Below are 21,621 nucleotides of genomic sequence, written 5' to 3' on the forward strand. Positions count from 1 at the left end.
GCCGCGCGGCAAGACTCTCTTGGAAGTCGGCTCCCGATCTGGAGGTTGGACGGTCGTGGTGACACAACGTGACGTGGCGCGGCTGGCGGGAGTCTCCGTACGGACCGTCTCCAACGTCGTGAACAACTTCGCCTACGTGTCCGAGGAGACCCGCGCCCAGGTGCAACGGGCCCTGGAGGAGCTCGACTACCGGCCCAACCTCGCGGCCCGCAGCCTGAACCGGGGGCGCTCCAACCTGCTGGCCCTCGTGCTGCCGCTGGACGTGCCCTACTTCACCGAGCTGGCCGCCCACGTGGTGGACCAGGCCGAGGAGCGCGGATACACGGTGCTTCTCGACCGCACCGAGGGCGTGGCGGAACGCGAGCGGCAGATCACCATGCGGCGGGACCGGTCGGCGCTGTTCGACGGGATCATCTTCAGCCCGCTCGGCCTGACGGAGGACGAGCTGCGCAGCTGGGCGGGCAACTGCCCGGCGGTCATCCTGGGTGAGGTCCGGGTGGAGGGCCTCGACCACGTCGCCATCGACGACACCGCCGCCGCGCGGGCCGCCACGGCTCACCTGGTCTCGCTGGGCCGGACCCGGATCGCCGCCATCGGGCCGGTGGAACGGCCGGTGGGCAACACGGCGGCGCACCGGACGGCCGGATACCGGCAGGCGCTGGAGGAGGCCGGGCTGCCCGAGATCCCCGCGACGGTGCGCCGCTACCAGCGCCAGGACGGGCGGGAGGCGATGGAGCGCCTGCTCGACCTGGACGAGCCGCCGGACGCGGTGTTCTGCTACAACGACCTGCTCGCGATCGGGGCGGTGCGAGCCGTGCTGGCCCGAGGGCTGCGGGTGCCGCAGGACGTCGCCGTCGCCGGGTTCGACGGCATCGAGGAGGGCCGGTTCGTCACCCCGCCCCTGACCACCATCGTGCCCGACAAGAAGAAGATCGCCGAGCTCGCCGTGACCCGCCTGCTGCAGCGCGTCGAGGGTGACCGGGAGCCGGCGGCCGAGCTGGAGGCGCCCTGGCGGCTGATGGTCGACCAGAGCACCACGGGCGTCGCCGGAGCGGGCGCATGACGTTCGCCGTCCCGTCCGCCGGTTCGCGGAAACCGCGCGGCGCCCGCACCACCACGTACGTGTGGTTGTTCCTCGCCCCGACCGTGCTGCTGTACGGCGCGTTCACCGTCTACCCGATCGTCGGCAGCTACGTCTACTCGCTCACCGACTGGAACGGGTTCGACGCCAGCCCGTCGTTCATCGGCGTGACCAACTACCGCGAGGTCCTCGCCGACCCGATGTTCTGGAGCTCGTTCCGGCTGACCCTGACGTTCATGCTCGTCGCCGTACCGCTCCAGGTGCTGACCACCCTGCTGGTCGCGATCGTCCTCAACTCGCCCCGCATGCCGCTGCGCACGTTGTTCCGCACCGCGCTGTTCCTGCCGGTGGTCACCACGACGGCGATCGTCGGCGTGGTCATGCAGTTCGTCTTCGACCCGGCGAGCGGCCCGGTGAACCTCGCGTTGCGCGAGGCCGGCCTGGTGACGGACGGGGTCGACTTCCTCGGCCAGTCGTCCACGGCGCTGGGCACGACGATCGCCGTCTACGTGTGGAAGTGGTTCGGGATCACCCTGGTCTACTGGCTGGCCGCGTTGCAGACCGTGCCCGACGAGGTGTACGAGGCGGCGCGCCTCGACGGGGCCGGCGCGCTGGCCACCCTGCGGCACATCACCACGCCCCTGCTCAAACCGTTCCTGGTCATCATCACCCTGCTGTCGATCGAGGCCTCGTTGCAGGTCTTCGACCTCGTCCTGACCATGACCGGGGGAGGCCCGTTCTACTCGACCGAGGTGATCGAGGTCTACATCTACCGGTGGGCCTTCGCCGCGACGGTGCCCCGGCTCGGATACGCCTCCGCGGCCGCCGTCCTGTTCGGCCTGTTCGTCTGCGTCGTCGGGCTGCTGCAGCTCCTCGCGGTCCGCGCCACCCGCAAGGCCAGGGGGGCGGCATGACCCTGTCCAAGGCGCTGCGCCGGCTGCCCTGGTGGCTGGCCGCCGCCGCGCTCGCCACCGGCTGCCTGATCTGGATCTACCCGTTCCTGTGGATGGTCGCCGCGTCGTTGAAGACGTCGGCAGAGGTGTTCACCCAGGGGCTCGACCTGCTGCCGGGCAACCCGCAGTGGGAGAACTACGAGCGCGCCTGGGGGGACGCCCAGTTCGGGAAATACCTGCTCAACACCGTGATCGTCACGGTGGCCACGGTGGTGGTCGTGGTCGTCAGGTGCGCCATGGCGGGTTATGTCCTCGCCCGCCACGAGTTCCGCGGGCGCAAGATCGTCATGGGCACCCTGATCGCCACCCTGTTCGTGCCGGCCGGCTACACCATCATCCCGCTGGTCGACCTCGCCCAGCGGCTGGGCATGCTGAACTCGCTGACCGGCATGATCCTGGCGATGTCGGGCGCCGCGCACGTGGCGGCGATCCTGCTCTACATCGGCTACTTCCGCGGCATCCCCAAGGAGCTCACCGAAGCCGCGCTCATGGACGGCGCCGGGTTCGGGACCGTCTTCTTCCGCATCATGCTGCCGCTGGCCAAGCCGGTGACCGCCACGGTGACCGTGCTCACCTTCCTGAACACCTGGAACGCGTTCTTCCTGCCGCTGGTCTTCACCTTCTCCCGGCCCGACCTGCGCACCGTGAGCGTCGGCATGCTCGCGTTCGTGGGCGAGAACGCCACCGACTGGTCGGGCATGGCCGCCGCGGCGACGATCTCGCTGCTGCCGGTCGTCGCGCTGTTCATCGCCCTGCAGCGCTACTTCGTCGAAGGCATCGCCGGCGCCGTCAAGTCCTGAGCACATCACCATCGAGAAAGTGAGCATCGTGCCTGAGAGCCCCGTGGTTCCCCGCCCGGAGTATCCCCGCCCCCAGTTCGTCCGCGCCGCATGGCAGTGCCTCAACGGAACCTGGCAGTTCGAGAGGGACCCCGGCGATTCCGGGCTGGAGCGCGGGCTGCTCGACCGCGACCTGGCCGGCGAGATCGTCGTGCCGTTCTGCCCGGAGGCGCCGCTGTCCGGCGTCGGCGACCCCGACTTCCACCCGGCCGTCTGGTACCGCCGCACCGTCGAGGTGCCGGAGGAGTGGGCGGGGCAGCGGGTGCTGCTGCACTTCCAGGCGGTGGACCACGACGCCACGGTGTGGGTCGACGGCGTCGAAGCCGGCCGGCACCGGGGCGGGTTCACCCCGTTCACCTGCGACCTGGCCGCCGCGGCCGATCCGGCGCACACGTACACCGTGGTCGTGCGCGCCCGCGATCCCCGCACCGGGCCGCAGGCGCGCGGCAAGCAGGCGACCACCTACGAGGGGCGCGGAGCGCGCTACGGACGCACCACCGGCATCTGGCAGACGGTGTGGTGCGAGCCCGTGCCCGGCCCGCACCTCGGCCGGCCGCGGATCACGCCCAACGTCGCCGCGTCCGCGTTCCGGGTCACGGTGCCGCTGTCGGCCAACCGCGCCGGGCACGAGGTGCGGGTGACGGTGTCGGACCAGGCGGGCGAGCTCGCGCAGGCGCGGGCGCGCGCCGACCTCGACCTGTCCGCCGAGGTGTGGCTGGCCCTGCCGGACGACCGGGTACGCCTGTGGCGCCCCGAGGACCCGCACCTGTACGACCTGCGCATCGACCTGCTCGACGGCGACGGCGCCGTGGTCGACACCGCGGCGAGTTACGCCGGGCTGCGCTCGGTCGCCATCGACGGGCACGCCGTCCTGCTCAACGGCCAGGCGTGCTTCCAGCGGCTCGTGCTCGACCAGGGCTACTATCCCGACGGCCTCATGACCGCGCCGACGGACGAGGCCCTGCGCCGCGACATCGAGCTGGCCGTGGCCGCGGGATTCAACGGCGCCCGGCTGCACCAGAAGGTGTTCGAGGAGCGCTACCTGTACCACGCCGACCGGGCGGGCTTCCTGGTCTGGGGCGAGTTCGGCGACTGGGGAGCGAACACCGGCGGGCCGGCCGGCGACAACCAGCAGCCCACCGCGACGTTCGTGACGCAGTGGCTGGAGGCGGTCGAGCGCGACTACTCCCACCCGAGCATCGTCGGGTGGTGCCCGCTCAACGAGACCTGGCAGCGGCTGCACGACCGGATCACCGTCCTCGACGACGTCACCCTGGGCATGTACCTCGCCACCAAGGCGGCCGACCCCACCCGCCCGGTGCTCGACGCGTCCGGCTACGCGCACCGGGTTCCCGGCGCCGACGTCTACGACTCGCACTGCTACGAGCAGGATCCCGAGGTGTTCGGCAAGCTCATGGCCGGCCTGGCCGAGGGGGAGCCGTACGTCAACGCCGGCCGCGACGGCACGGCCTGGTCGGTGCCGTACCGCGGGCAGCCGTACTTCTGCAGCGAGTTCGGGGGCATCTGGTGGAACCCGGACGTGCGTCCCGGGGAGAGCTCCTGGGGGTACGGCGAACGGCCCACGAGCGAGGAGGAGCTCCAGCGGCGCTTCGCCGGGCTGGTCGGGGTCCTGCTGGACGACCCCCTGATGTTCGGCTACTGCTACACCCAGCTCACGGACGTCTTCCAGGAACAGAACGGCGTCTACCGCTTCGACCGCACGAGCAAGCTGGACGTCTCGCGGATCCGCGCGGCGCAGCGACGCCCGGCCGCCATCGAGCGGGCCTCCACGTCCTCCTCTTCACCCACCATGTAGATCGGTGACCTCGATGTCTGGAGCCACAGGCGGGCGGGGCGTGCGGGCCCCGGCCGCGACGACACGCCGGAACCTGGCCGTCGCCCTGATCAGCGTTCTGGCGCTGCTGTGCCCGGGGATCCCGGCCCTCGCCGAGCCGGACCCGGGCCCCGGGGGCGGCCCGGCCGCCGGAGCCCCGGCGGGGAGGACGATCGACGTGCGCGGCCGGGTGGTGGAGGCCCGCGGCGGCGCGCCGGTCGAAGGCGCCACCGTGCACGCCTCCAGGTCGGAGGCGTTCGCCACGACCGCGAGGGACGGCGCCTTCACCCTGACCGGCGTGCCGGACGGCAGCGCCCTCGTGGTCGCGGCCAAGGAGGGGTACGCCTTCGCCTCCACGACCACGGCCCGTACGGTCACGGTCGAGCTCGAGCGCGACACCGCGCCGGCCAGGGCGGAATATCCGCGTCCCGACGCCGACCGGCGCCCGTTCACCGGCGGCGCATGGATGTCGCTGAACGGCACCTGGTCGTTCGACTTCGACCCCGGCGACGCCGGGGAGCGGGAGCGCTGGTTCGACCCCGGGCACACGTTCGGCAAGGCGATCCGGGTGCCGTTCGGCTACCAGTCGATGGCGGCCTGGGGTGAGGAGACGCTGGCGACCAAGGAGATCTTCCGCAGCGCCTTCTCCTCCTACCGCGGAACGGTGTGGTACCGGCGCTCCTTCACCGTCCCCGAGGACTTCTCCGGCCGGGAGACCAGGCTCCGCATCGGGGCCGCCGACTGGGGCGCGGCGGTCTGGCTCGACGGCGAGCCGGTGCTGCCCTACTCCGGCGACGGCTACACCGAGATCAGCGCGGGGCTGGGCGCGCTGGCTCCCGGCTCGACCCACACGCTGACGATCCGGGTGGTCGCGCCCCCGACGACACCCGGCTCGCCCTACCCGATGGGCAAGCAGACGGGCGTCCCCGACGGCGAGAACACCGGCTGGTTCACCGACGTCGGCGGCATCTGGCAGTCGGTGTGGATCGAACCCTACGACGGCGCCCGGCTCACCGGGACCAGGATCACCCCCGAGCTGACCTTCGAGGGGGAGTCGCGCACGCCGTCCGCGGCCGCCGCGAAGATCGACCTCGCGGCCGACGGCGCGGCGGACAGCGCGACCGTACGGGTGAAGGACCCGCGCGGCAAGGTCGTCGGCACCGCCACCGTGCCGCTGGACGGCGGCCGGGGCACGGCGCGGATCCCGATCGAGCGCCCGCGCCTGTGGGAGCCGGACGACCCGGCGCTGTACACCGCCGACGTCCGGCTGGGAGACGACGACGGCGTCAGGACGGCCTTCGGGCTGCGGACGATCGACCGCAAATGGGCCCCCGGCCACACCGGCGAGTACCAGTACATCCACCTCAACAACCGGCCGATCTACGTGCGCGGCGTCCTCGACCAGGGCTACAACCCGTGGGGCCTGTACACCTACACCGGGGTCACCGCCGGCCCCGACCTGCGCACCGGCAGCGAGGCCGAGCCGGGCCGCGGATCGATCCTGCTCGACCTGAAGAACGCCAAGAAGCTCGGCTTCAACGTCATCAGGAACCACCTCAAGGTCAACGAACCTGCCTACTACCACTGGGCGGACAGGCTCGGGCTGATGATCTGGTACGACCTGCCCAACGCGGGCTGGCACTCCCTGGGAGAGGACGCGGAACGGCTCTTCGAAGGGCTGCTGCGCACCACCTTCCAGCGCGATCACAACCACCCGTCGATCGTGATCTGGACGATCTTCAACGAGTCGTGGGGGATCAACAAGGATCCGTGGCAGCAGCCGATCCCGGCGGAGGCGTTCCCGTACGTCCGCAGGATGGTGCGGATCGCGCACGACCTCGACCCGTCCCGGCTGGTCGTCGACAACTCCGCCTGCTGCCAGAACGGCCACCTCGACACCGACCTCAACGACTGGCACTACTACCTGGCCACGTACGACGAGTGGAAGAAGCTCCTCGACGGGTTCGACGCCCAGGTCAAGCCGGGTTCCACCTGGAACTTCGACGACGGGGCACAGAGCGGGCAACCCTGGCTCAACTCCGAGTTCGCCATCAGGGGCGGGCAGTTCCCCCACACGGCGAGCCTCTTCCGCGCCTACCCCAAGCTCAACGGCTACGTCGGCGTGCAGCTGGCCGAGACCGAGCAGGAGGTCCACAGCCCGGTCACCTTCGACCGGCAGCCGAACCAGCCGGAGTTCACCGACCACCGGGGCAGGGCCCGCGGCATCGAGATGTTCCAGGCCGACGACGCGATCTCCTTGATGGGCAGGTCGGCGCGGACCGTCGAACGCGGCGGCACGATCGACGTCCCGGTCAGGGTCAGCCACTTCAGCGACCACGACCTCTCCCGGGCGAAGCTGCGCTGGAAGATCGGCGGGTACGACGACGAGGGCCGCTGGATCGCCGACGCCGGAGGCGGCTCGCGCGAGGTCGCACCCACGCGGTACACCGTCACCGACGCCGGCACCGTGTCGGTCACCGCACCCGCCGGGCTGCGGGCCGGGCATCTGTGGATCTGGCTCGAGGCCGGCGGCAGGACCCTCGCCGAGAACTACCTCACCTTTGACTCCCCCGGCGGCGAGACCGGCTTCCCCGCCGGCGAGGTGACGGCGCAGGAGTGGACCGGCGGGGCCCAGGCCCACACCACCGGCGGATCGGACCGGGTCACCGGTCACGGCCGCGGCTACTTCGAGTACGAGGTCAAGGTGCCCGAGAAGCTGCGCGGGGCGCGCGGCGCGACCCTGGTCGCGGAGGTCGCCTCCGCACAGGCACGCGGCTGGTACGACCCCAACAACAAGACCAGCGCGCGCCGCCACCCCACCCGCCTCACCGTTTCCGTCAACGGCAGCCCGCTGCCGCCGGTCGAGCTGCCCGACGATCCCCACGGCCCGGCGGCGCTGGCCGGTCGATCGCGTGGTTCCCTCGCGGGGGACTTCGGCAACCGCTACGGCTACCGCGTCGCCGTCCCGATCACCGGGAGGCAACTCGGCGACGCGGGCACCGTCACGCTGCGCTTCGCCTCCGACGGCGGCGGGTTGTCGATCTTCGGCGCCCGCGCGGGCCGCCACGGCACGCCGCCCGCGCTGGCCGGCGGAAGGGTCTCCGTGCCCGACGAACGCCCGCGGTTCAAGGCCGTCGACTCGCGGCTCTCGGTGTACCAGGCCCCGGCCGCGATCGCGCCCGGATCCGGCACCGGGACGGCGATCGTCTCCGTGGTCAACGACACCGGCAGGACGGTCCGGAACGTGCGGGTGCGGATGTCGGCCCCCGGCGGCTGGAGCGCGACCGCCGCCGAGCCGGACACGATCGGCTCGCTGAAGCCCGGCCAGGCCCGGCACATCGCGTACACCGTGCGGGCGGAGTCGGACGTGCTGACCGGCCAGACCGCGGACTTCACCGCCACCGCGAGCTGGGGCGAGCACGCGATCCAGGTGATCAGCAGATCGACGGTGGCGTTCGACCCCGGCGCCTACTCCGAGGCCGGCGTGGACGACACCTTCGACACCGACTCCAGCGCCGGCTACACGGTGCACCAGCCGTCGGCGGGCGAGGCGCTGCCGCGGTTGACCTTCGGCGCGGGCAGCCTGCGGGCGCAGGGTCCCGGCGCCTACTACGGGCTGGTCGCCCATGGCTCGGGGCCGCGGAGCTCCCGGGCCGTGGTGATCGTCGACCACGGCAGATGGGCGGGCACGGGGAAAGGGCAGGACGCCCTGTTCAACGGGCTGGTCAAGGACGAGCGCAACTACGTCATGGCCTGGACCGGGATCAAGGGCCGGCACGGCGTCGACATCAGGATCGACGGCAGGCTCACCAGCGCCTGCTGCTCCACGGCGCCGCTCGAACCCGGCGACCGCTGGGCGTACGTCCTGGACGGCAACACGATCAGCACCTGGGTCGACCGGGGGCGGGGCTGGGGCTGGTCGCAGATCATGACGGCCACGACCCAGGGCCGGGTCGACTTCACCCTGCCGGGCGCGCTGGACGGCTGGCACTACGCCGCGGGCCTGCGCGGCAACGCCGGCACCCAGGCGATCGACCGCCTGGAGGCGCGCAGCGCCCCCGGGTGAGCGCGCCGGCCCGGTCATCCGGCCCGGTCATCCGGCCCGGTCGGCCGGCCCGCGCACCCATGAGCGCTCGCCGCTCAAGCGCGCAGCCGTGCGTTGAGCCGTGCGGCCTGCCGCGTGAGGTGGTCGCGTTCGGGGACGCTGAGCGCCGATCGGGCGGCCTCGGCGTAGAGCCGGGCCGCGGTGACCGGGTCACCGTCACGCTCGTGCAGGTACGCCGCGACGGCGGTGTGGCGGGGCAGGGCGGGGTCGAGCTCCGCCAGGGCGGCCAGGCCGGCCCGCGGGCCGTCGGCCTCGCCGACCGCTACGGCCCGGTTGAGGCGGGCCACCGGGCTGCCGGTGAGGCGCAGCAGTTCGTCGTACCACTCGACGATCTGCACCCAGTCGGTCTCCTCGGCCGTGCCGGCGTCGGCGTGCAGCGCGGCGATGGCGGCCTGGGCCTGGTACTCGCCCAGGCGGTCGCGGGCGAGGGCCGCCTGGAGCACGTCGACGCCCTCGGCGATCAGGCGGGTGTTCCACAGGCCGCGGTCCTGCTCGGCCAGGGGCACGAGCCTGCCGTCGGGGCCGGTCCGCGCCGGGCGCCGTGCGTGGTGGAGCAGCATGAGCGCGAGCAGGCCCGCGACCTCCTCGTGGCGGGTCCTGGCCGCCAGCCGGCGGGTGAGCCGGATCGCCTCTGCGGCCAGGTCGACGTCGCCGGAGTAGCCCTCGTTGAAGACGAGGTAGAGCACGCGCAGCACCGTGGCGACGTCACCGGGCTGGTCGAACCGGACGGACGAGACGGTCCGCTTGGCCCTGCTGATCCGCTGGGCCATGGTCGCCTCGGGCACGAGGTAGGCCTGCGCGATCTGCCGCGTGGTCAGGCCGCCGACCGCGCGCAGGGTCAGCGCGACGGCCGACGCCGGGGTCAGGGACGGGTGCGCGCACAGGAAGTACAGCCGGAGCGTGTCGTCCACCGCCTCGGCCTGGCCGGGCAGGGGCTCGCCCTCGGCACGCACCTCGCGGTTCCTCCGGGAGGTGTCGGCGCGGGCGGCGTCGAGGAACTTGTGCCAGGCCGCGGTGACCAGCCAGCCCTTGGGATCCCGCGGCGGGTCGTCCGGCCACACGCGCACGGCCTCGACGAGGGCGTCCTGCACGGCGTCCTCGGCCGCCGCGAAGTCCGCTCCGCGACGGACGAGGACACCGATCACCGCGGGCACCAGCTCCCGCAGCAGCGACTCGTTCACTCGGTCACCGTGGGGGCCTCGTGCATGAAGGGGCGCACCTCCAGCCACTCGTGGATCGGCTTGCCACCCGCACCCGGTGCCGCGGACAACTCGCCGGCCAGCTCCAGCGCCCGCTCGTAGGTGTCGACGTCGATCACCATCCAGCCGGCGATCAGATCCTTGGTCTCCGCGAACGGGCCGTCGGTGACCGGCGGCCGGCCCTCGCCGTCGTAGCGGACGAACGTGCCCTCCGGGGAGAGCGCCTGGCCGTCGACGTACTCGCCGGTGCTCTCCAGCCGGGTGGCGAAGTCCTGCATGTACTGCACGTGGGCCGTGAGTTCCTCCGGCGTCCACTGCTCCATCGGCACGTCGTTGACCGCTGCCGGCGCGCCACGGTAGTGCTTGAGCAGCAGGTATTTGGCCATCATGTTCTCCTTCGTGCGATACGGCCCATTGTGGCCGGTGTTCGCTGCGGGGACGGAGCCGCGCGCGGGTTCTCGACATCCCCTCGGAACTTTTTTCCGGTGGATGTCAGCAGCCGCGGTGTACGGCCCTCCCAGCCGGCCCGCTGCCCCGGGCGTCCCGGGCGGTGCTGTCAGTTCGGCTGTCGCCGGTCCTGGCGCTCGGCTTCACCGACCGGGCAGGTCGAATGCTCCGTAGCACACGCGCCCCGGTCGCAGAGCCGGCAGATGTACTGGGCGTTCCCGTTGTCCTCGTACAGCCGCGTGAGGATCTTGACGAGCAGGCACGACAGGGTCTGCCGCTCTCCTTCGTCGAGGCATTCGAGCACGCCGCTGAGCGGGGTCGCCCGGGCTCCCAGGATGTGCTGGGTCGTGGCCCAGCCCGTTTCCGTGAGCGAGACGGTGACCCAGTGACTGTTGAAGGGGTGCGGTGAGCGCTTGAGCAGGCCGTCGGCTTCGAGCGTGTCGACCATCCTGGCGGCGGCCGACTGCGTGAGTCCCACGCGCCGGCCGAGCTCCGACACGCTGAGGCCGGGACTGGCGGACAGCGTGACCAGCGCCGTAGCCGCCCGGGCGGTCACTCCGGCGGCGCGGGTCACGTTGCCGAGCGTCACGTCCGTCAGGGCCAGCGCGGTGGCGCCCAACAGGTTCGCTGTCGTGTTGGAATCATGCATTCCTCATTTTAACATGCACTACTCATGATTGCCGGTCCGCGGCGTGGCGGCGCGGTAGCATCGCGTGGCCCCGGCAGCCCCCGCCTGGGCCACGCGGGAGGTCTCCTATGCGTCGCCGTATCGTCGCGCTGCTGCTTGCGGCGCTGCTCGCGCCGGCCGGTTGCACGGGCGAGGCCGCGGACGGCCCGGAGCTGAAGGTGGACGGCGCGTTCGGCGCCCGGCCCACGATCGTCTTTCCCGCCGGCAAGCCGGTGGACGAGCTGCAGGTCGACGAGCCGGCCGCGGGCAAGGGCGAGCGGCTGCGCCCCGGCGACGTGGCGATCGTCCAGTACACCGCGCACGTCTGGAACGGCAGGGACAACCGCCTGGTCGACTCCAGCTTCACCCGGGGCACCCCCGCCGCGTTCCCGGTGGGGCGGCTGCTGCCGGGGCTGGAGCGGGCTCTCCAGGGCCGCAGGGTGGGCAGCAGGGTGATCGCCGCCATCCCGCCGGGCGACGGCTTCGGCGCCAACCCGCCGCGGGGGATCGCGCCGGACGAGGAGCTGCTCTACGTCGTCGACATCCTCGGCGCCCACCCCAAGGGCGTGTCGATCGAGGCGCGCGGCGGCTCGCTGGCCGGCGTGCGCGTCTCCGGCGGCGCCAGGAACGGCAGACCGCCGGCGCTGTCGGTGCCGGCGACCGCGCCGCCCGCCCGGTTCGCGGCCAAGGTGCTGCACCGCGGCAAGGGGCGCAGGACCCAGGCGGGGCAGCTCGTGGTCGCCCAGTACGAAGGCGCGATCTGGGGCCGGCGCCGCGTCTTCGACGCGACCTGGACGACCGGCGGGCCCAGAGCGTTCAAGCTCGGCGACGGAAGCTTGATCAAGGCGTGGGACAGGGCGCTCGTCGGCGTCCCCACCGGCAGCCGGGTCGTGATGATCGTGCCGCCCTCCGACGGGTACGGACGCTCCGGCAACCCCGCGTACGGCGTCAAGGGCTCCGACACGCTCGTCTTCGTCGTGGACGTCGTCGCGGCCTACTGACGCCGCCGGGGCCCGCCGGGGCCCGCTCCGGCCGGCCGGAGGCTTTCGTAGACTCCCGCTGTGAGTAGCGACGACCTCGACGCGCTGGCCCTGCTGCACGACCCCGTACGCCGCAGCCTGTACGACGTGGTGGCGGGCAGCGGCGGCGACGTCGGGAGGGGAGAGGCGGCCGAGGCCGCGGGCGTGTCCAGGACCCTCGCCGGCCACCACCTCGACCGGCTGGTCGAGGCCGGGCTGCTGGAGAGCGGCCTGCGGCGGCCGGAGAAGAAGGGGCCGGGCAGCGGCCGGCCCGCCAAGGTCTACCGCAGGGCCGGGGGCGAGCGGTCGGTGAGCCTGCCGCCGCGCGACTACACGACCCTCGCCTCCGTCCTGGCCGGCGTGGTCGACCTGCTCGGCGCCGAGGAGCAGGCCGAGCTGGCGGCGCGCGGCGCGGGCGCGAGGATGGCGGGGCGGCACCGGGGAGAGCCGGTGGAGCGGGTGCTGGGCGAGCGCGGCTACGAGCCCTACGAGGAGGACGGCCTGCTGCGGCTGCGCAACTGCCCGTTCCACGTGCTGGCGAAGGAGCAGCCGCTGCTGGTGTGCTCGGTCAACCTGGCCCTGTGCCAGGGGCTGCTTGAAGGGCTGGGCGACGACCCGGGCAGGGCGCGGCTCGACCCCCGGCCGGGGGAGTGCTGCGTGGCCTTCGCCGCTTCTAAAACAAATGAAGATTGACATAGAAGGCGGAGGGGTGATGTGCTGAGCGGCATGCATCTGGCCCAGCTCAACGTCGCGCACTTGCGCGCGCCCGTCGACAGCCCCGAACTCGCCGAGTTCATCGCCCTGTTCGAACCCGTCAACGCGATCGCCGACGCGGCGCCGGGGTTCGTGTGGCGGCTGAAGGAGAGCGAGACCGACCCCACCGCCACCGTCGTGCACGACTACGGCGACCACCTGCTGGTCAACTTCTCGGTGTGGGAGTCGCGCGACGCGCTGTGGAACTACGTCTACCGCAGCCCTCACCTGGGCGTGCTGCGCCGGCGCAGGGAGTGGTTCCTGCGCGTGGCGGAGCCGTACACCGTCATGTGGTGGATCCCGGAAGGGCACATCCCGCCGCTGGCTGAGGGCATGCGGCGGCTGGAACGCCTCAAGGCCGAGGGGCCGAGCCCCGAGGCGTTCACCTTCAAGGACTCCTACGCCAGCAGCGAGGCCGCCAGCCTGCCGGCCGCCGCCGAGGCCAGGAAATAGGGCAGATCCTCCTCGAGGCCCCTGCCCATCGTCGACAACCGCACCGGAGACCCGCGCAGCGCCTCGTGCAGGCCGTCCACCGGCACCGGGACGAGGCGGTGGCGCACCGCCAGCAGCTCCGCCTGGTCCCTGACCCGCTCGCCGAACGCGCCCGGCAACTCGGGCACCGGCACGTCGGCGGGCGACAGGGCGACCCGGCCGTAGGCGGTCAGCGAGTGGTGCGAGACGCCGTAGTGGCGCTCGCGCTTGTCGCCCTCGCTGACCCGCAGCGCGGCCACCGGCCGCCCCAGCAGCACGCCCGCCGCGTTCACCGCCTCACCCGCCGACACCCCCGAGAAGCCCCACCGGGTCCCCGTGCCCAGGTTGCCCGGCCCCTGCGTGACGATCGCCAGGTCGGCCTCCAGCACGTGCCTGGCCGCCAGCAGCCCGGTGTGGACGGTGACCGCCTCCACGTCACCGCCGAACGACTGCCCGACCGTCACCACGCCCGCCAGCCAGCCGGTCTCACGCAGCCGGGCCGCCGCCATCGAGAACCACGCCGGCAGCGCGCCGCCGTCCAGCATCACGTACGCCACGCGGATCCCGGATCGCGCGGCCGAGGCGTACAGGCCGCACAGGATCGGCGGCAGCGCCGAGTGCAGATCCGCCACGATCACCGGCATGCCGTCCAGCGAGTCGGCCTCCCGCAACCGGTCGTGATGAGGGGAGTCCTGCTCGTCGGCGCCCAGCACCGTGGCCTGCAGCGGTGTGTACCGGGCCTTCACCAGGTGCCCGGGACCGTCAGGATCTTGCGGCAAACGGTTCGGGACGGCCACCACCATGGCGTAACCTCCCGTACCGAGACCCATCGCGAGCGCGGTCGTGTTGAGCAGCACCTCGTCGCCGGGTTCCGGGCGCCCGACCAACGGCGGATACGCCAGCGCCCGGCACTCCCCCTCGGGGACGGCGACATCCAGCTCCACCGCTCCCGGCCACTCGCGTCGGATCCGGACAACCTCGCCCTTGCGCCATCTGATCACGGGGGCAGGGTAGCGTCGATCGAAGGAGGAGTGAGGCAGATGTCGCGCCGGAAGACAGAACGGTTGCTCAATCTGGTGATCTGCCTGCTCGCCACCCGGCGCCCGCTGTCGGCCGAGCAGATCCGCCACGCCGTCCCCGGCTACGACCGCGACGGCGACGAGGCGTTCCAGCGCATGTTCGAGCGCGACAAGAACGAGCTGCGCGAGCTCGGCATCCCCATCGACGTGGTGCGCGACCCGTGGGAGGACGAGCCCGGCTACCGGATCGAGCGGCAGTCGTACGAGCTGCCCGAGATCACCCTGGAACCCGACGAGGCCGCCGTGCTGGGGCTGGCCGCCCAGGTGTGGCAGCGCGCCAGCCTGGCCGAGGCCGCCTCGGGGGCGCTGCTGAAGCTGCGCGCCGGCGGCGTCGCCACCGACCAGCCCGTCGGCGCGGCGATGGGCGGGGGAGCGCTGGAACTGCGCGTCGACACCCGCGACCCCGCCTTCCCCGCGTTGTGGAACGCCGTACGCGACCGGCGGGTGGTGCGCTTCGACTACCGCGGCGCCGGCAGCGAGGAGGTCCGCACCCGCACCGTGGAGCCGTGGGGCGTGGTCAGCAGGCGCGGCCGCTGGTATCTCGCCGGGTTCGACCGCGGCAGGGACGCCCCGCGCGCCTTCCGCCTCAGCCGCATCACCGGGCAGGTCGCGGCGGTCGGCAAGCCGGGCGCGGTCGAGGTGCCGGAAGGCGTCGACGTGCGGTCCATGGTCGGCTACCCCGACGAGGCGACGGACGAGCGGGTCGCGGTGGTCCGCGTGCGCCAGGGGACGTGCGAGGGGGTTCGCCAGCTGGCCAGGGCCGTGCACACCGGCGCGGACGGGTGGGACGACGCCGAGCTGACCTTCTCCGACCCCGAGCGGCTGGCCGGGTGGATGGCCAGCCTCGGCGGCGACGTCGAGGTCGTCGAGCCCCCCGACGCCCGCGAGGCCGTCATCCGCCGACTGAAAGGGGCGCTCGCATGAGCGGGTCCGCCGACCGGCTGCCGCGACTGCTGTCGCTGGTGCCGTACTTGATGTCCCACCCCGGGGCGCAGGTCGGCGAGGTGGCCGCGATGTTCGGGCTGAGCGAGAAGCAGCTCATCGACGACCTGCAGCTCGTATGGATGTGCGGGCTGCCCGGTCACACCCCCGGCGACCTCATCGACGTGTCCTGGGACGGCGGCGAGATCCTCATCGACAACGCCGACACCATCGCCAGGCCGCTGCGGCTGGGCATCGACGAGGCCAGCGCGCTGCTGGTCGCGCTGCGCATGCTGGCCGCCACCCCGCAACTGGCCGACATGCAGGGGGCGGGCGACGCGCTGCCCCGCGTGATGGCCAAGCTGGAGCAGGCGGCCGGCGAAGGCGCGGCCACCGTCAGCAGCCAGGTCGCCGTCGACGTCGAGGCCGCCCCCGACGCCCTGCCGCGCGTGCGCGAGGGCCTCACCAAGGGGCGCAGGTTGTCGCTGCGCTACTACGTGCCGGGCCGCGACGAGGTGACGCCGCGCGAGGTCGACCCCATGCGCATCGTGGTCGTCGACGGCCGCGCCTACCTGGAGGGCTGGTGCTACCGCGCCGAGGCGATGCGGCTGTTCCGGCTCGACCGGATGCTCGGCGTCGACGTCCTCGACGTGCCCGCCGACCCGCCGGCCGAGGCCGAGCCCATCGACCTCGCCCAGGGGGTCTTCCGGCCCTCGCCCACCGACGAGCTGGTCGAGCTGGAGGTCAGCGCCGCCGGCCGGTGGATCGCCGAGTACTACCCGTGCGAGCAGGTCACCGAGCTGGGCGAGGGGCGGCTGCGGGTGGCGCTGCGCGCCCGCGACCAGGACTGGATCCTCAAGCTGGCGCTGCGCCTCGGCGACACCGGCAGGGTCGTCGCGCCGCCCGCGATGGCCGAGGCCGTGCGCCAGGAGGCCGAGCGGGCCCTGGCGCTGTACGCTCACCGGTCATGACGTGGATACTCCTGGCCGCCGGGCTGTGCCTGGCCGGGCTGGCCGTGCTCGGGGTCGCGGGCGCCCGGGTCGTGGCCGCCGCACGTGACCTGAACAGGGAGATCGCTCAGGTTCATGAGCAATTCAGGAATAAACAGGACGCCAAGGGATGAGGCAGCGGCCCCGGCAGCGTACGATCGGTCGTGAAGGACAGCACTCGTTAACCATGAAGGACGTCACATGAACTTGGGACCTGCGGAGATCATCCTGATCCTGGTGGCCCTGGTCCTGCTCTTCGGCGCCAAGAAGCTGCCCGACCTCGCCCGTGGCGTCGGACGGTCCCTGCGCATCTTCAAGGCCGAGACCAGCAAGCTGCACGATGACGACGATGACAAGCCGACCGTCGTGCAGACACAGCCCGAGGCCCAGCAGCAGCCGGCCGCGCCGCAGCAGCTCCAGGCCGCGGCGCCCGCGCCGGAGCCGCCGGCCGAGGAGCAGGCCCGTCGGCTCGAGGAGCAGGCCGCCAAGCTGCGTGCGAGCGCCCAGGCCGACAAGCGCCCCTGACCCCTCTCCTCCTCACTCCCTGGACTGGTGATGGCGCTGCTGAAACGGTCGGGGCCCAAGCGCAAGCCTGAGCCCGATCCCGAAGGCCGGATGCCGCTCATGGAGCACCTGCGCGAGCTGCGCAACCGGCTGCTCATCGCGCTCGCCGCCCTCGTGGTGGGCCTGATCATCGGGTGGATCGTCTTCGACCCGGTGTGGGCGGTGCTCAAGGAGCCCTACTGCTCGACCGCCCAGTCGCGTCAGCTCACGGGCGAGTGCAGCCTGACCTACAACGGCATCTTCTCGTCGTTCTTCCTGACGTTGAAGGTCTCGCTGATGGTCGGCCTGGTGCTGTCGTCGCCGGCCTGGCTCTACCAGATCTGGGCGTTCGTCACCCCGGCCCTCTACCGCACCGAGAAGCGTTACACGGTGCTGTTCCTGGCGCTGGCCATCCCGCTGTTCGCGCTGGGCGCGGGGCTCTCCTACTTCATCATGGACACCGCGCTCGGCTTCCTGCTGGGCTTCTCGGTCGACGGCTCGGTCGCCACCATCGCGATCGACGAATACCTCGACTACGTCCTGATCATGTTGCTGATCTTCGGGGTGTCGTTCGAGCTGCCGCTGCTGCTGGTGTTCCTCAACATCATCGGGGTGCTGTCCCACGAGGCGGTGGCCAAGCACCGGCGGCTGGTCATCTTCCTGATGTTCGTGTTCGGCGCCGTCGTCACGCCCGGCGGCGACCCCATCACCATGATGGCGCTGGCCGCGCCGATGATCGTGCTGTTCGCGGCGGCCGAGCTGTTCATGTACCTGCGGGAGAAGCGCAACCCGGCGAGCGAGTTCGGGCACCTGTCCGACGACGAGGCCTCACCGCTGGAGGCGGACGACACGCCGCTCGACGACGGTCCCGACACCACCCGCGCCGAAGAGGATTCCGGTTCCGGGCGATAGGCGATAAGTTCCGGGCGTGTCCCCTCAACTCGCCCTGCTCGTCAACCCCGCCGCGCGCGGCGGCCGCACCCTGCGCCTGCTGGAGCCGGTGGCGCGCCGCCTGCGCGCCGGCGGGGCCGAGCTGTCGGTGATCGTCGGCGACGACGCCGGCGACGCCCTCGACCGTGCCTGCACCGCCGTCGCCGAGCGCCCGGACGCGCTCGTGGCCTTCGGCGGCGACGGCCTGGTGCACCTCGCCGTACAGGCCGTGGCCGGCACGGACGTGCCGCTCGGCATCATCCCCGCCGGCACCGGCAACGACATCGCGGCGGCGCTCGGAGTGCCGTGCGGCAACCCCGTCGCCGCCGCCAGGACCGTGCTGCGGATGAGAGCGCGGCGCGTCGACGCCGCCCGCGTCGTGGCGGGGCCGGCGGACGAGCTGTTCGCCGGGGTGATGTGCTGCGGGTTCGACTCGCGGGTCAACGAGCGCGCCAACCGGCTCACCTGGCCGCCGGGGATGCTGCGATACGTCGTGGCGATGGTGGACGAGCTGCGGTCTTTCCGGCCCATCCCGTTCCGCGTCACGCTCGACGAGGACGAGGTGATCGAGCGGGAGGCCATGCTGGTGGCCGTCGCCAACACGCGTTCGTACGGCGCGGGGATGCGGGTGTCGCCGGACGCCAGCCCCGACGACGGGCTGCTGGACGTGGTGATGCTGGAAGCCGTGCCGAAGGCCGAGTTCCTGCGGGTCTTCCCCAGCGTCTACCGGGGCACGCACGTGGCTCATCGTGCCGTGTCGATCCGGCGGGCGCGCAGCGTGCGGCTGGAGGCGCCGGACGTCGTCGCCTACGCCGACGGCGAACGGGTGGGGCCGGTGCCGGTGCACTGCGAGGTCCGGCCTGGGGCGTTACGCGTTCTCGTATGAAATCTACATAGTAAAGGCGCCTGGTCCGGGCGCCCGCGCGCCCTCCCCGCAAGCCCGGCGGGACGGACCGGAATGGCGATTTCGGTAGGCTGGCCGGTATGACAACGCCAGCGGAACGCTATGCGGCCTTCCGTCAGAAGCACGGAGACGACGGGGCCGCTCTCAGATCGTTCCGAGGCCTCTACGACTTCGCGCTGGACGACTTCCAGCTGGACGCCTGCCGGGCTCTGGAGGCCGGTGACGGCGTCCTGGTGGCGGCCCCCACGGGGTCGGGCAAGACGGTCGTCGGCGAGTTCGCCGTCCATCTGGCGCTGGAGCAGGGCCTCAAGTGCTTCTACACCACCCCCATCAAGGCGCTGTCCAACCAGAAGTACAACGACCTGGTCAAGCGCTACGGCACCGCCAAGGTGGGCCTGCTGACCGGCGACAACAGCGTCAACGGCGAGGCGCCCATCGTGGTCATGACCACCGAGGTGCTGCGCAACATGCTCTACGCCGGCTCGGCGACGCTGGCCGGGCTCGGGTTCGCCGTGATGGACGAGGTCCACTACCTCGCCGACCGCTTCCGCGGCGCGGTGTGGGAAGAGGTCATCATCCACCTGCCCGAGTCGGTCCGGCTGGTGGCGCTGTCGGCGACCGTCAGCAACGCCGAGGAGTTCGGCGAGTGGCTGGGAGAGGTGCGCGGCGACACCACCGTGATCGTCGACGAGCACCGCCCGGTGCCGCTGTGGCAGCACATGATGGTCGGCAACCGCGTCTACGACATGTTCGTCAGCGACGACCTGACGCCCCGCATCAACCCCACGCTGATGCGGGTGACGCGCGACGCCGAGCGGCTGACCGCGGGCCGGGGCAGGCGCGGCTACGGCAGGCCGCAGCGCTCCCGCCCGCCCGACCGGGTGCAGGTGATCGAGAAGCTCGACGCCGAGGGGCTGCTGCCGGCGATCACGTTCATCTTCTCCCGCGCCGGCTGCGACGCGGCCGTGCAGCAGTGCCTGTACGCCGGCATCCGGCTCACCACCGAGCGCGAGCGGCACGAGATCAGGCAGCTCGTCGACGAGCGCACCGCCCACCTGCCCGACGAGGATCTCGCGGTGCTCGGCTACCTCGAGTGGCGCGACTGCCTGGAGCGGGGCCTGGCCGCGCACCACGCGGGCATGCTGCCGGCCTTCAAGGAGGTCGTGGAGGAGCTGTTCACGCGCGGGCTCGTCAAGGCCGTGTTCGCCACCGAGACGCTGGCCCTGGGCATCAACATGCCGGCCCGCAGCGTGGTGATCGAAAAGCTCGACAAGTGGAACGGCGAGACCCACGCCGACCTCACCCCCGGCGAATACACCCAGCTCACCGGGCGGGCCGGGCGCCGCGGCATCGACGTCGAGGGCCACGCCGTGGTGTTGTGGCAGCCCGGCATGGACCCGCTGTCGGTGGCGGGCCTGGCCGGCACCCGCACCTACCCCCTGCGCTCCAGCTTCCAGCCCTCCTACAACATGGCGGTCAACCTCGTCGGCCAGTTCGGCAGAGAGCGTGCCCGCGCGCTGCTGGAGGAGTCGTTCGCGCAGTTCCAGGCCGACCGGGCGGTCGTGGGGCTGGCCAAGCAGCTGCGCAAGCACGAGGAGGCGCTGGAGGGCTACCAGGAGGCCATGACGTGCCACCTGGGCGACTTCCCCGAATACGCCGCGCTGCGCCGCCGCCTGTCCGACCGCGAGGCCGAGCTGTCACGGCAGCGCGGCGCCGCCCGCCGCGCCGCCGCCGTGCGGTCGCTGGAGGCGCTGCAGCCGGGCGACGTGATCCGGGTGCCCGGCGGGCGCCGGGCGGGCCTGGCGATCGTGCTCGACCCCGGCCGCAACCCGCGCGGCCGCGCCGCCGGCACCGGGCCCAGCCCGCTGGTGCTGACCATCGGCAAGCAGGTCAAGAAGCTCGACCCGGCCGACTTCCCCGTGCCGGTCGAGCCGCTGGAGAAGCTGCGCATCCCGAAGAACTTCAACGGGCGCTCGCCCAAGGAGCGCGCCAACCTGGTCTCCACGCTGCTGGCCAAGATCGGCGACCGGGATCTGGGCAAGCCGCCCAGGGTCCGCGACCACGCGGTGGAGGACGACGAGGTCAACGAGCTGCGCCGGCGCATCCGGCAACACCCCTGCCACGGCTGCGACGAGCGCGAAGACCACGCGCGCTGGGCCGAGCGCTACCACAAGCTGCTGCGCGAGACCGAAGGCTTGCGCCGCCGGGTCGAAGGCCGCTCCCACGTCATCTCCCGCACGTTCGACCGCATCTGCACGGTGCTGGAACAGCTGGGCTACCTCGACGGCGAGGCCGTCACCGACGAGGGCCGCCGGCTGGGCCGCATCTACACCGAGCTCGACCTCCTCACCGCCGAATGCCTGCGGATGGGGTTGTGGGAGGAGCTCGACCCGAGCGAGCTGGCGGCGTGCGTGTCGGCCCTCGTGTTCGAGTCGCGGGCGGCCGACGACGCCCGCAGGCCCAAGATCCCCGCGGGACGGGCCCAGGACGCCCTGACCTCGATGGCGCGGTTGTGGGGCGAGCTGGAGGCCATCGAGTCCGACCACGGGCTGTCCACGATCAGGGAGCCCGACATGGGCTTCGCGTGGGCGGCGTTCCGCTGGGCCAAGGGGCACAGCCTCGACGCGGTGCTCCTGGAGGGCGTCAACGGCAACGAACTGGCCGCCGGCGACTTCGTACGGTGGGTCAAGCAGCTGATGGACCTGCTCGGCCAGCTGGGGAGCGCCGCGCCGCAGGGCAGCAAGATCAAGCAGACGTCGGTCAAGGCCATGGACGCCATGCGGCGCGGCGTGGTGGCCTACTCCTCGCTCACCTGAGCACCCGCCCGCGCGCGAGCCCCGTACGAGCCGCGCGCGGGCGTCAGGGAGTGCTCCGCAGCGCTGGTTCC

General features: G+C 72.3%; 19 protein-coding genes. 15 read left to right on the forward strand and 4 right to left on the reverse strand.

Features of this window, described 5'->3' with window-relative positions; genetic code table 11:
• The first annotated feature begins 55 nt into the window (after nt 1-55).
• From ACZ6SA_RS35865 to ACZ6SA_RS35885, 5 genes are read left to right on the forward strand one after another with little or no spacing between them, the layout of a single operon-like run.
• On the forward strand, nt 56-1,063 hold the full coding sequence (locus tag ACZ6SA_RS35865; protein WP_347644593.1) for a LacI family DNA-binding transcriptional regulator: 1,008 nt from the start codon (nt 56-58) through the stop codon (nt 1,061-1,063).
• Nucleotides 1,060-1,995: a carbohydrate ABC transporter permease gene (locus ACZ6SA_RS35870; protein ID WP_347644592.1), complete on the forward strand. Its 936-nt coding sequence runs from the start codon at nt 1,060-1,062 to the stop codon at nt 1,993-1,995. Before ACZ6SA_RS35865 ends, ACZ6SA_RS35870 begins: the two co-directional genes overlap by 4 nt.
• Nucleotides 1,992-2,834 (forward strand): carbohydrate ABC transporter permease, encoded by an 843-nt coding sequence (locus ACZ6SA_RS35875; RefSeq protein WP_347644591.1) that lies wholly within the window; start codon nt 1,992-1,994, stop codon nt 2,832-2,834. Before ACZ6SA_RS35870 ends, ACZ6SA_RS35875 begins: the two co-directional genes overlap by 4 nt.
• A gap of 19 nt (nt 2,835-2,853) precedes the next feature.
• Nucleotides 2,854-4,689 carry a glycoside hydrolase family 2 protein gene (locus tag ACZ6SA_RS35880; RefSeq protein ID WP_465833206.1) on the forward strand — a complete coding sequence of 612 codons (1,836 nt, stop codon included), beginning with the start codon at nt 2,854-2,856 and terminating at the stop codon, nt 4,687-4,689.
• Nucleotides 4,690-4,702: 13 nt separating this feature from the next.
• Nucleotides 4,703-8,773, forward strand: coding sequence for a glycoside hydrolase family 2 TIM barrel-domain containing protein (locus ACZ6SA_RS35885; RefSeq protein WP_465833208.1), 4,071 nt, complete (start codon nt 4,703-4,705; stop codon nt 8,771-8,773).
• 74 nt (nt 8,774-8,847) lie between these two features.
• Here the strand turns inward: ACZ6SA_RS35885 and ACZ6SA_RS35890 are convergent, their stop codons facing one another.
• From ACZ6SA_RS35890 to ACZ6SA_RS35900, 3 genes are all read right to left on the reverse strand, one after another.
• Nucleotides 8,848-9,993 (reverse strand): RNA polymerase sigma factor, encoded by a 1,146-nt coding sequence (locus ACZ6SA_RS35890; protein WP_465833210.1) that lies wholly within the window; start codon nt 9,991-9,993, stop codon nt 8,848-8,850.
• Complete coding sequence (locus ACZ6SA_RS35895) at nt 9,990-10,397, reverse strand: YciI family protein (protein ID WP_347644786.1); 408 nt, start codon at nt 10,395-10,397, stop codon at nt 9,990-9,992. Before ACZ6SA_RS35895 ends, ACZ6SA_RS35890 begins: the two co-directional genes overlap by 4 nt.
• Before the next feature lie 170 nt (nt 10,398-10,567).
• Nucleotides 10,568-11,107 carry a MarR family winged helix-turn-helix transcriptional regulator gene (locus tag ACZ6SA_RS35900; protein ID WP_347644587.1) on the reverse strand — a complete coding sequence of 180 codons (540 nt, stop codon included), beginning with the start codon at nt 11,105-11,107 and terminating at the stop codon, nt 10,568-10,570.
• Nucleotides 11,108-11,214: 107 nt separating this feature from the next.
• Between ACZ6SA_RS35900 and ACZ6SA_RS35905 the strand changes: the two genes are divergently transcribed.
• From ACZ6SA_RS35905 to ACZ6SA_RS35915, 3 genes are read left to right on the forward strand one after another with little or no spacing between them, the layout of a single operon-like run.
• On the forward strand, nt 11,215-12,126 hold the full coding sequence (locus ACZ6SA_RS35905) for an FKBP-type peptidyl-prolyl cis-trans isomerase (protein ID WP_347644586.1): 912 nt from the start codon (nt 11,215-11,217) through the stop codon (nt 12,124-12,126).
• 60 nt (nt 12,127-12,186) lie between these two features.
• Nucleotides 12,187-12,837 carry a helix-turn-helix transcriptional regulator gene (locus ACZ6SA_RS35910; RefSeq protein WP_465833212.1) on the forward strand — a complete coding sequence of 217 codons (651 nt, stop codon included), beginning with the start codon at nt 12,187-12,189 and terminating at the stop codon, nt 12,835-12,837.
• A gap of 33 nt (nt 12,838-12,870) precedes the next feature.
• Nucleotides 12,871-13,350, forward strand: coding sequence for a DUF3291 domain-containing protein (locus ACZ6SA_RS35915; protein ID WP_443153285.1), 480 nt, complete (start codon nt 12,871-12,873; stop codon nt 13,348-13,350).
• Here the strand turns inward: ACZ6SA_RS35915 and ACZ6SA_RS35920 are convergent.
• Nucleotides 13,296-14,369 carry a DUF3866 family protein gene (locus ACZ6SA_RS35920; protein WP_347644584.1) on the reverse strand — a complete coding sequence of 358 codons (1,074 nt, stop codon included), beginning with the start codon at nt 14,367-14,369 and terminating at the stop codon, nt 13,296-13,298. The genes ACZ6SA_RS35915 and ACZ6SA_RS35920 overlap by 55 nt on opposite strands.
• A gap of 39 nt (nt 14,370-14,408) precedes the next feature.
• Here ACZ6SA_RS35920 and ACZ6SA_RS35925 point away from each other — a divergent pair, with 39 nt between their 5' ends.
• The 7 genes from ACZ6SA_RS35925 (at nt 14,409) to ACZ6SA_RS35955 (ending at nt 21,550) form a co-directional block, all read left to right on the forward strand.
• Entirely contained in the window at nt 14,409-15,371 is a 963-nt protein-coding gene (locus ACZ6SA_RS35925; RefSeq protein ID WP_347644583.1) for a helix-turn-helix transcriptional regulator, read from the forward strand.
• The gene (locus ACZ6SA_RS35930) at nt 15,368-16,339 is read left to right on the forward strand and encodes a helix-turn-helix transcriptional regulator (RefSeq protein ID WP_347622111.1); all 972 of its coding nucleotides are present in this window, start codon (nt 15,368-15,370) and stop codon (nt 16,337-16,339) included. Before ACZ6SA_RS35925 ends, ACZ6SA_RS35930 begins: the two co-directional genes overlap by 4 nt.
• A complete protein-coding gene (locus tag ACZ6SA_RS35935; RefSeq protein WP_465833216.1) occupies nt 16,336-16,491 on the forward strand; it encodes a hypothetical protein in 156 nt (51 codons plus the stop codon). Before ACZ6SA_RS35930 ends, ACZ6SA_RS35935 begins: the two co-directional genes overlap by 4 nt.
• A 67-nt stretch (nt 16,492-16,558) precedes the next feature.
• Nucleotides 16,559-16,882 carry a Sec-independent protein translocase subunit TatA gene (gene tatA / locus ACZ6SA_RS35940; RefSeq protein ID WP_465833218.1) on the forward strand — a complete coding sequence of 108 codons (324 nt, stop codon included), beginning with the start codon at nt 16,559-16,561 and terminating at the stop codon, nt 16,880-16,882.
• A gap of 30 nt (nt 16,883-16,912) precedes the next feature.
• Nucleotides 16,913-17,812 carry a twin-arginine translocase subunit TatC gene (tatC, locus tag ACZ6SA_RS35945; protein ID WP_465833220.1) on the forward strand — a complete coding sequence of 300 codons (900 nt, stop codon included), beginning with the start codon at nt 16,913-16,915 and terminating at the stop codon, nt 17,810-17,812.
• Nucleotides 17,813-17,828: 16 nt separating this feature from the next.
• Nucleotides 17,829-18,716 carry a diacylglycerol/lipid kinase family protein gene (locus ACZ6SA_RS35950; RefSeq protein ID WP_465833222.1) on the forward strand — a complete coding sequence of 296 codons (888 nt, stop codon included), beginning with the start codon at nt 17,829-17,831 and terminating at the stop codon, nt 18,714-18,716.
• Nucleotides 18,717-18,814: 98 nt separating this feature from the next.
• Nucleotides 18,815-21,550 (forward strand): DEAD/DEAH box helicase, encoded by a 2,736-nt coding sequence (locus ACZ6SA_RS35955; protein WP_465833224.1) that lies wholly within the window; start codon nt 18,815-18,817, stop codon nt 21,548-21,550.
• Nucleotides 21,551-21,621: the final 71 nt, after the last annotated feature.

This window comes from Nonomuraea sp. NPDC049378, assembly GCF_055586745.1.

Coding starts and splice junctions, on each gene's coding strand:
- ACZ6SA_RS35930 (WP_347622111.1), top strand. CDS start 15,368: ATGAGCGGGTCCGCCGACCGGCTGCCGCGACTGCTGTCGCTGGTGCCG.
- ACZ6SA_RS35900 (WP_347644587.1), bottom strand. CDS start 11,107: ATGCATGATTCCAACACGACAGCGAACCTGTTGGGCGCCACCGCGCTG.
- ACZ6SA_RS35935 (WP_465833216.1), top strand. CDS start 16,336: ATGACGTGGATACTCCTGGCCGCCGGGCTGTGCCTGGCCGGGCTGGCC.
- tatA (WP_465833218.1), top strand. CDS start 16,559: ATGAACTTGGGACCTGCGGAGATCATCCTGATCCTGGTGGCCCTGGTC.
- ACZ6SA_RS35895 (WP_347644786.1), bottom strand. CDS start 10,397: ATGGCCAAATACCTGCTGCTCAAGCACTACCGTGGCGCGCCGGCAGCG.
- ACZ6SA_RS35875 (WP_347644591.1), top strand. CDS start 1,992: ATGACCCTGTCCAAGGCGCTGCGCCGGCTGCCCTGGTGGCTGGCCGCC.
- ACZ6SA_RS35885 (WP_465833208.1), top strand. CDS start 4,703: ATGTCTGGAGCCACAGGCGGGCGGGGCGTGCGGGCCCCGGCCGCGACG.
- ACZ6SA_RS35915 (WP_443153285.1), top strand. CDS start 12,871: ATGCATCTGGCCCAGCTCAACGTCGCGCACTTGCGCGCGCCCGTCGAC.
- ACZ6SA_RS35925 (WP_347644583.1), top strand. CDS start 14,409: ATGTCGCGCCGGAAGACAGAACGGTTGCTCAATCTGGTGATCTGCCTG.
- ACZ6SA_RS35955 (WP_465833224.1), top strand. CDS start 18,815: ATGACAACGCCAGCGGAACGCTATGCGGCCTTCCGTCAGAAGCACGGA.
- ACZ6SA_RS35905 (WP_347644586.1), top strand. CDS start 11,215: ATGCGTCGCCGTATCGTCGCGCTGCTGCTTGCGGCGCTGCTCGCGCCG.
- ACZ6SA_RS35870 (WP_347644592.1), top strand. CDS start 1,060: ATGACGTTCGCCGTCCCGTCCGCCGGTTCGCGGAAACCGCGCGGCGCC.
- tatC (WP_465833220.1), top strand. CDS start 16,913: ATGGCGCTGCTGAAACGGTCGGGGCCCAAGCGCAAGCCTGAGCCCGAT.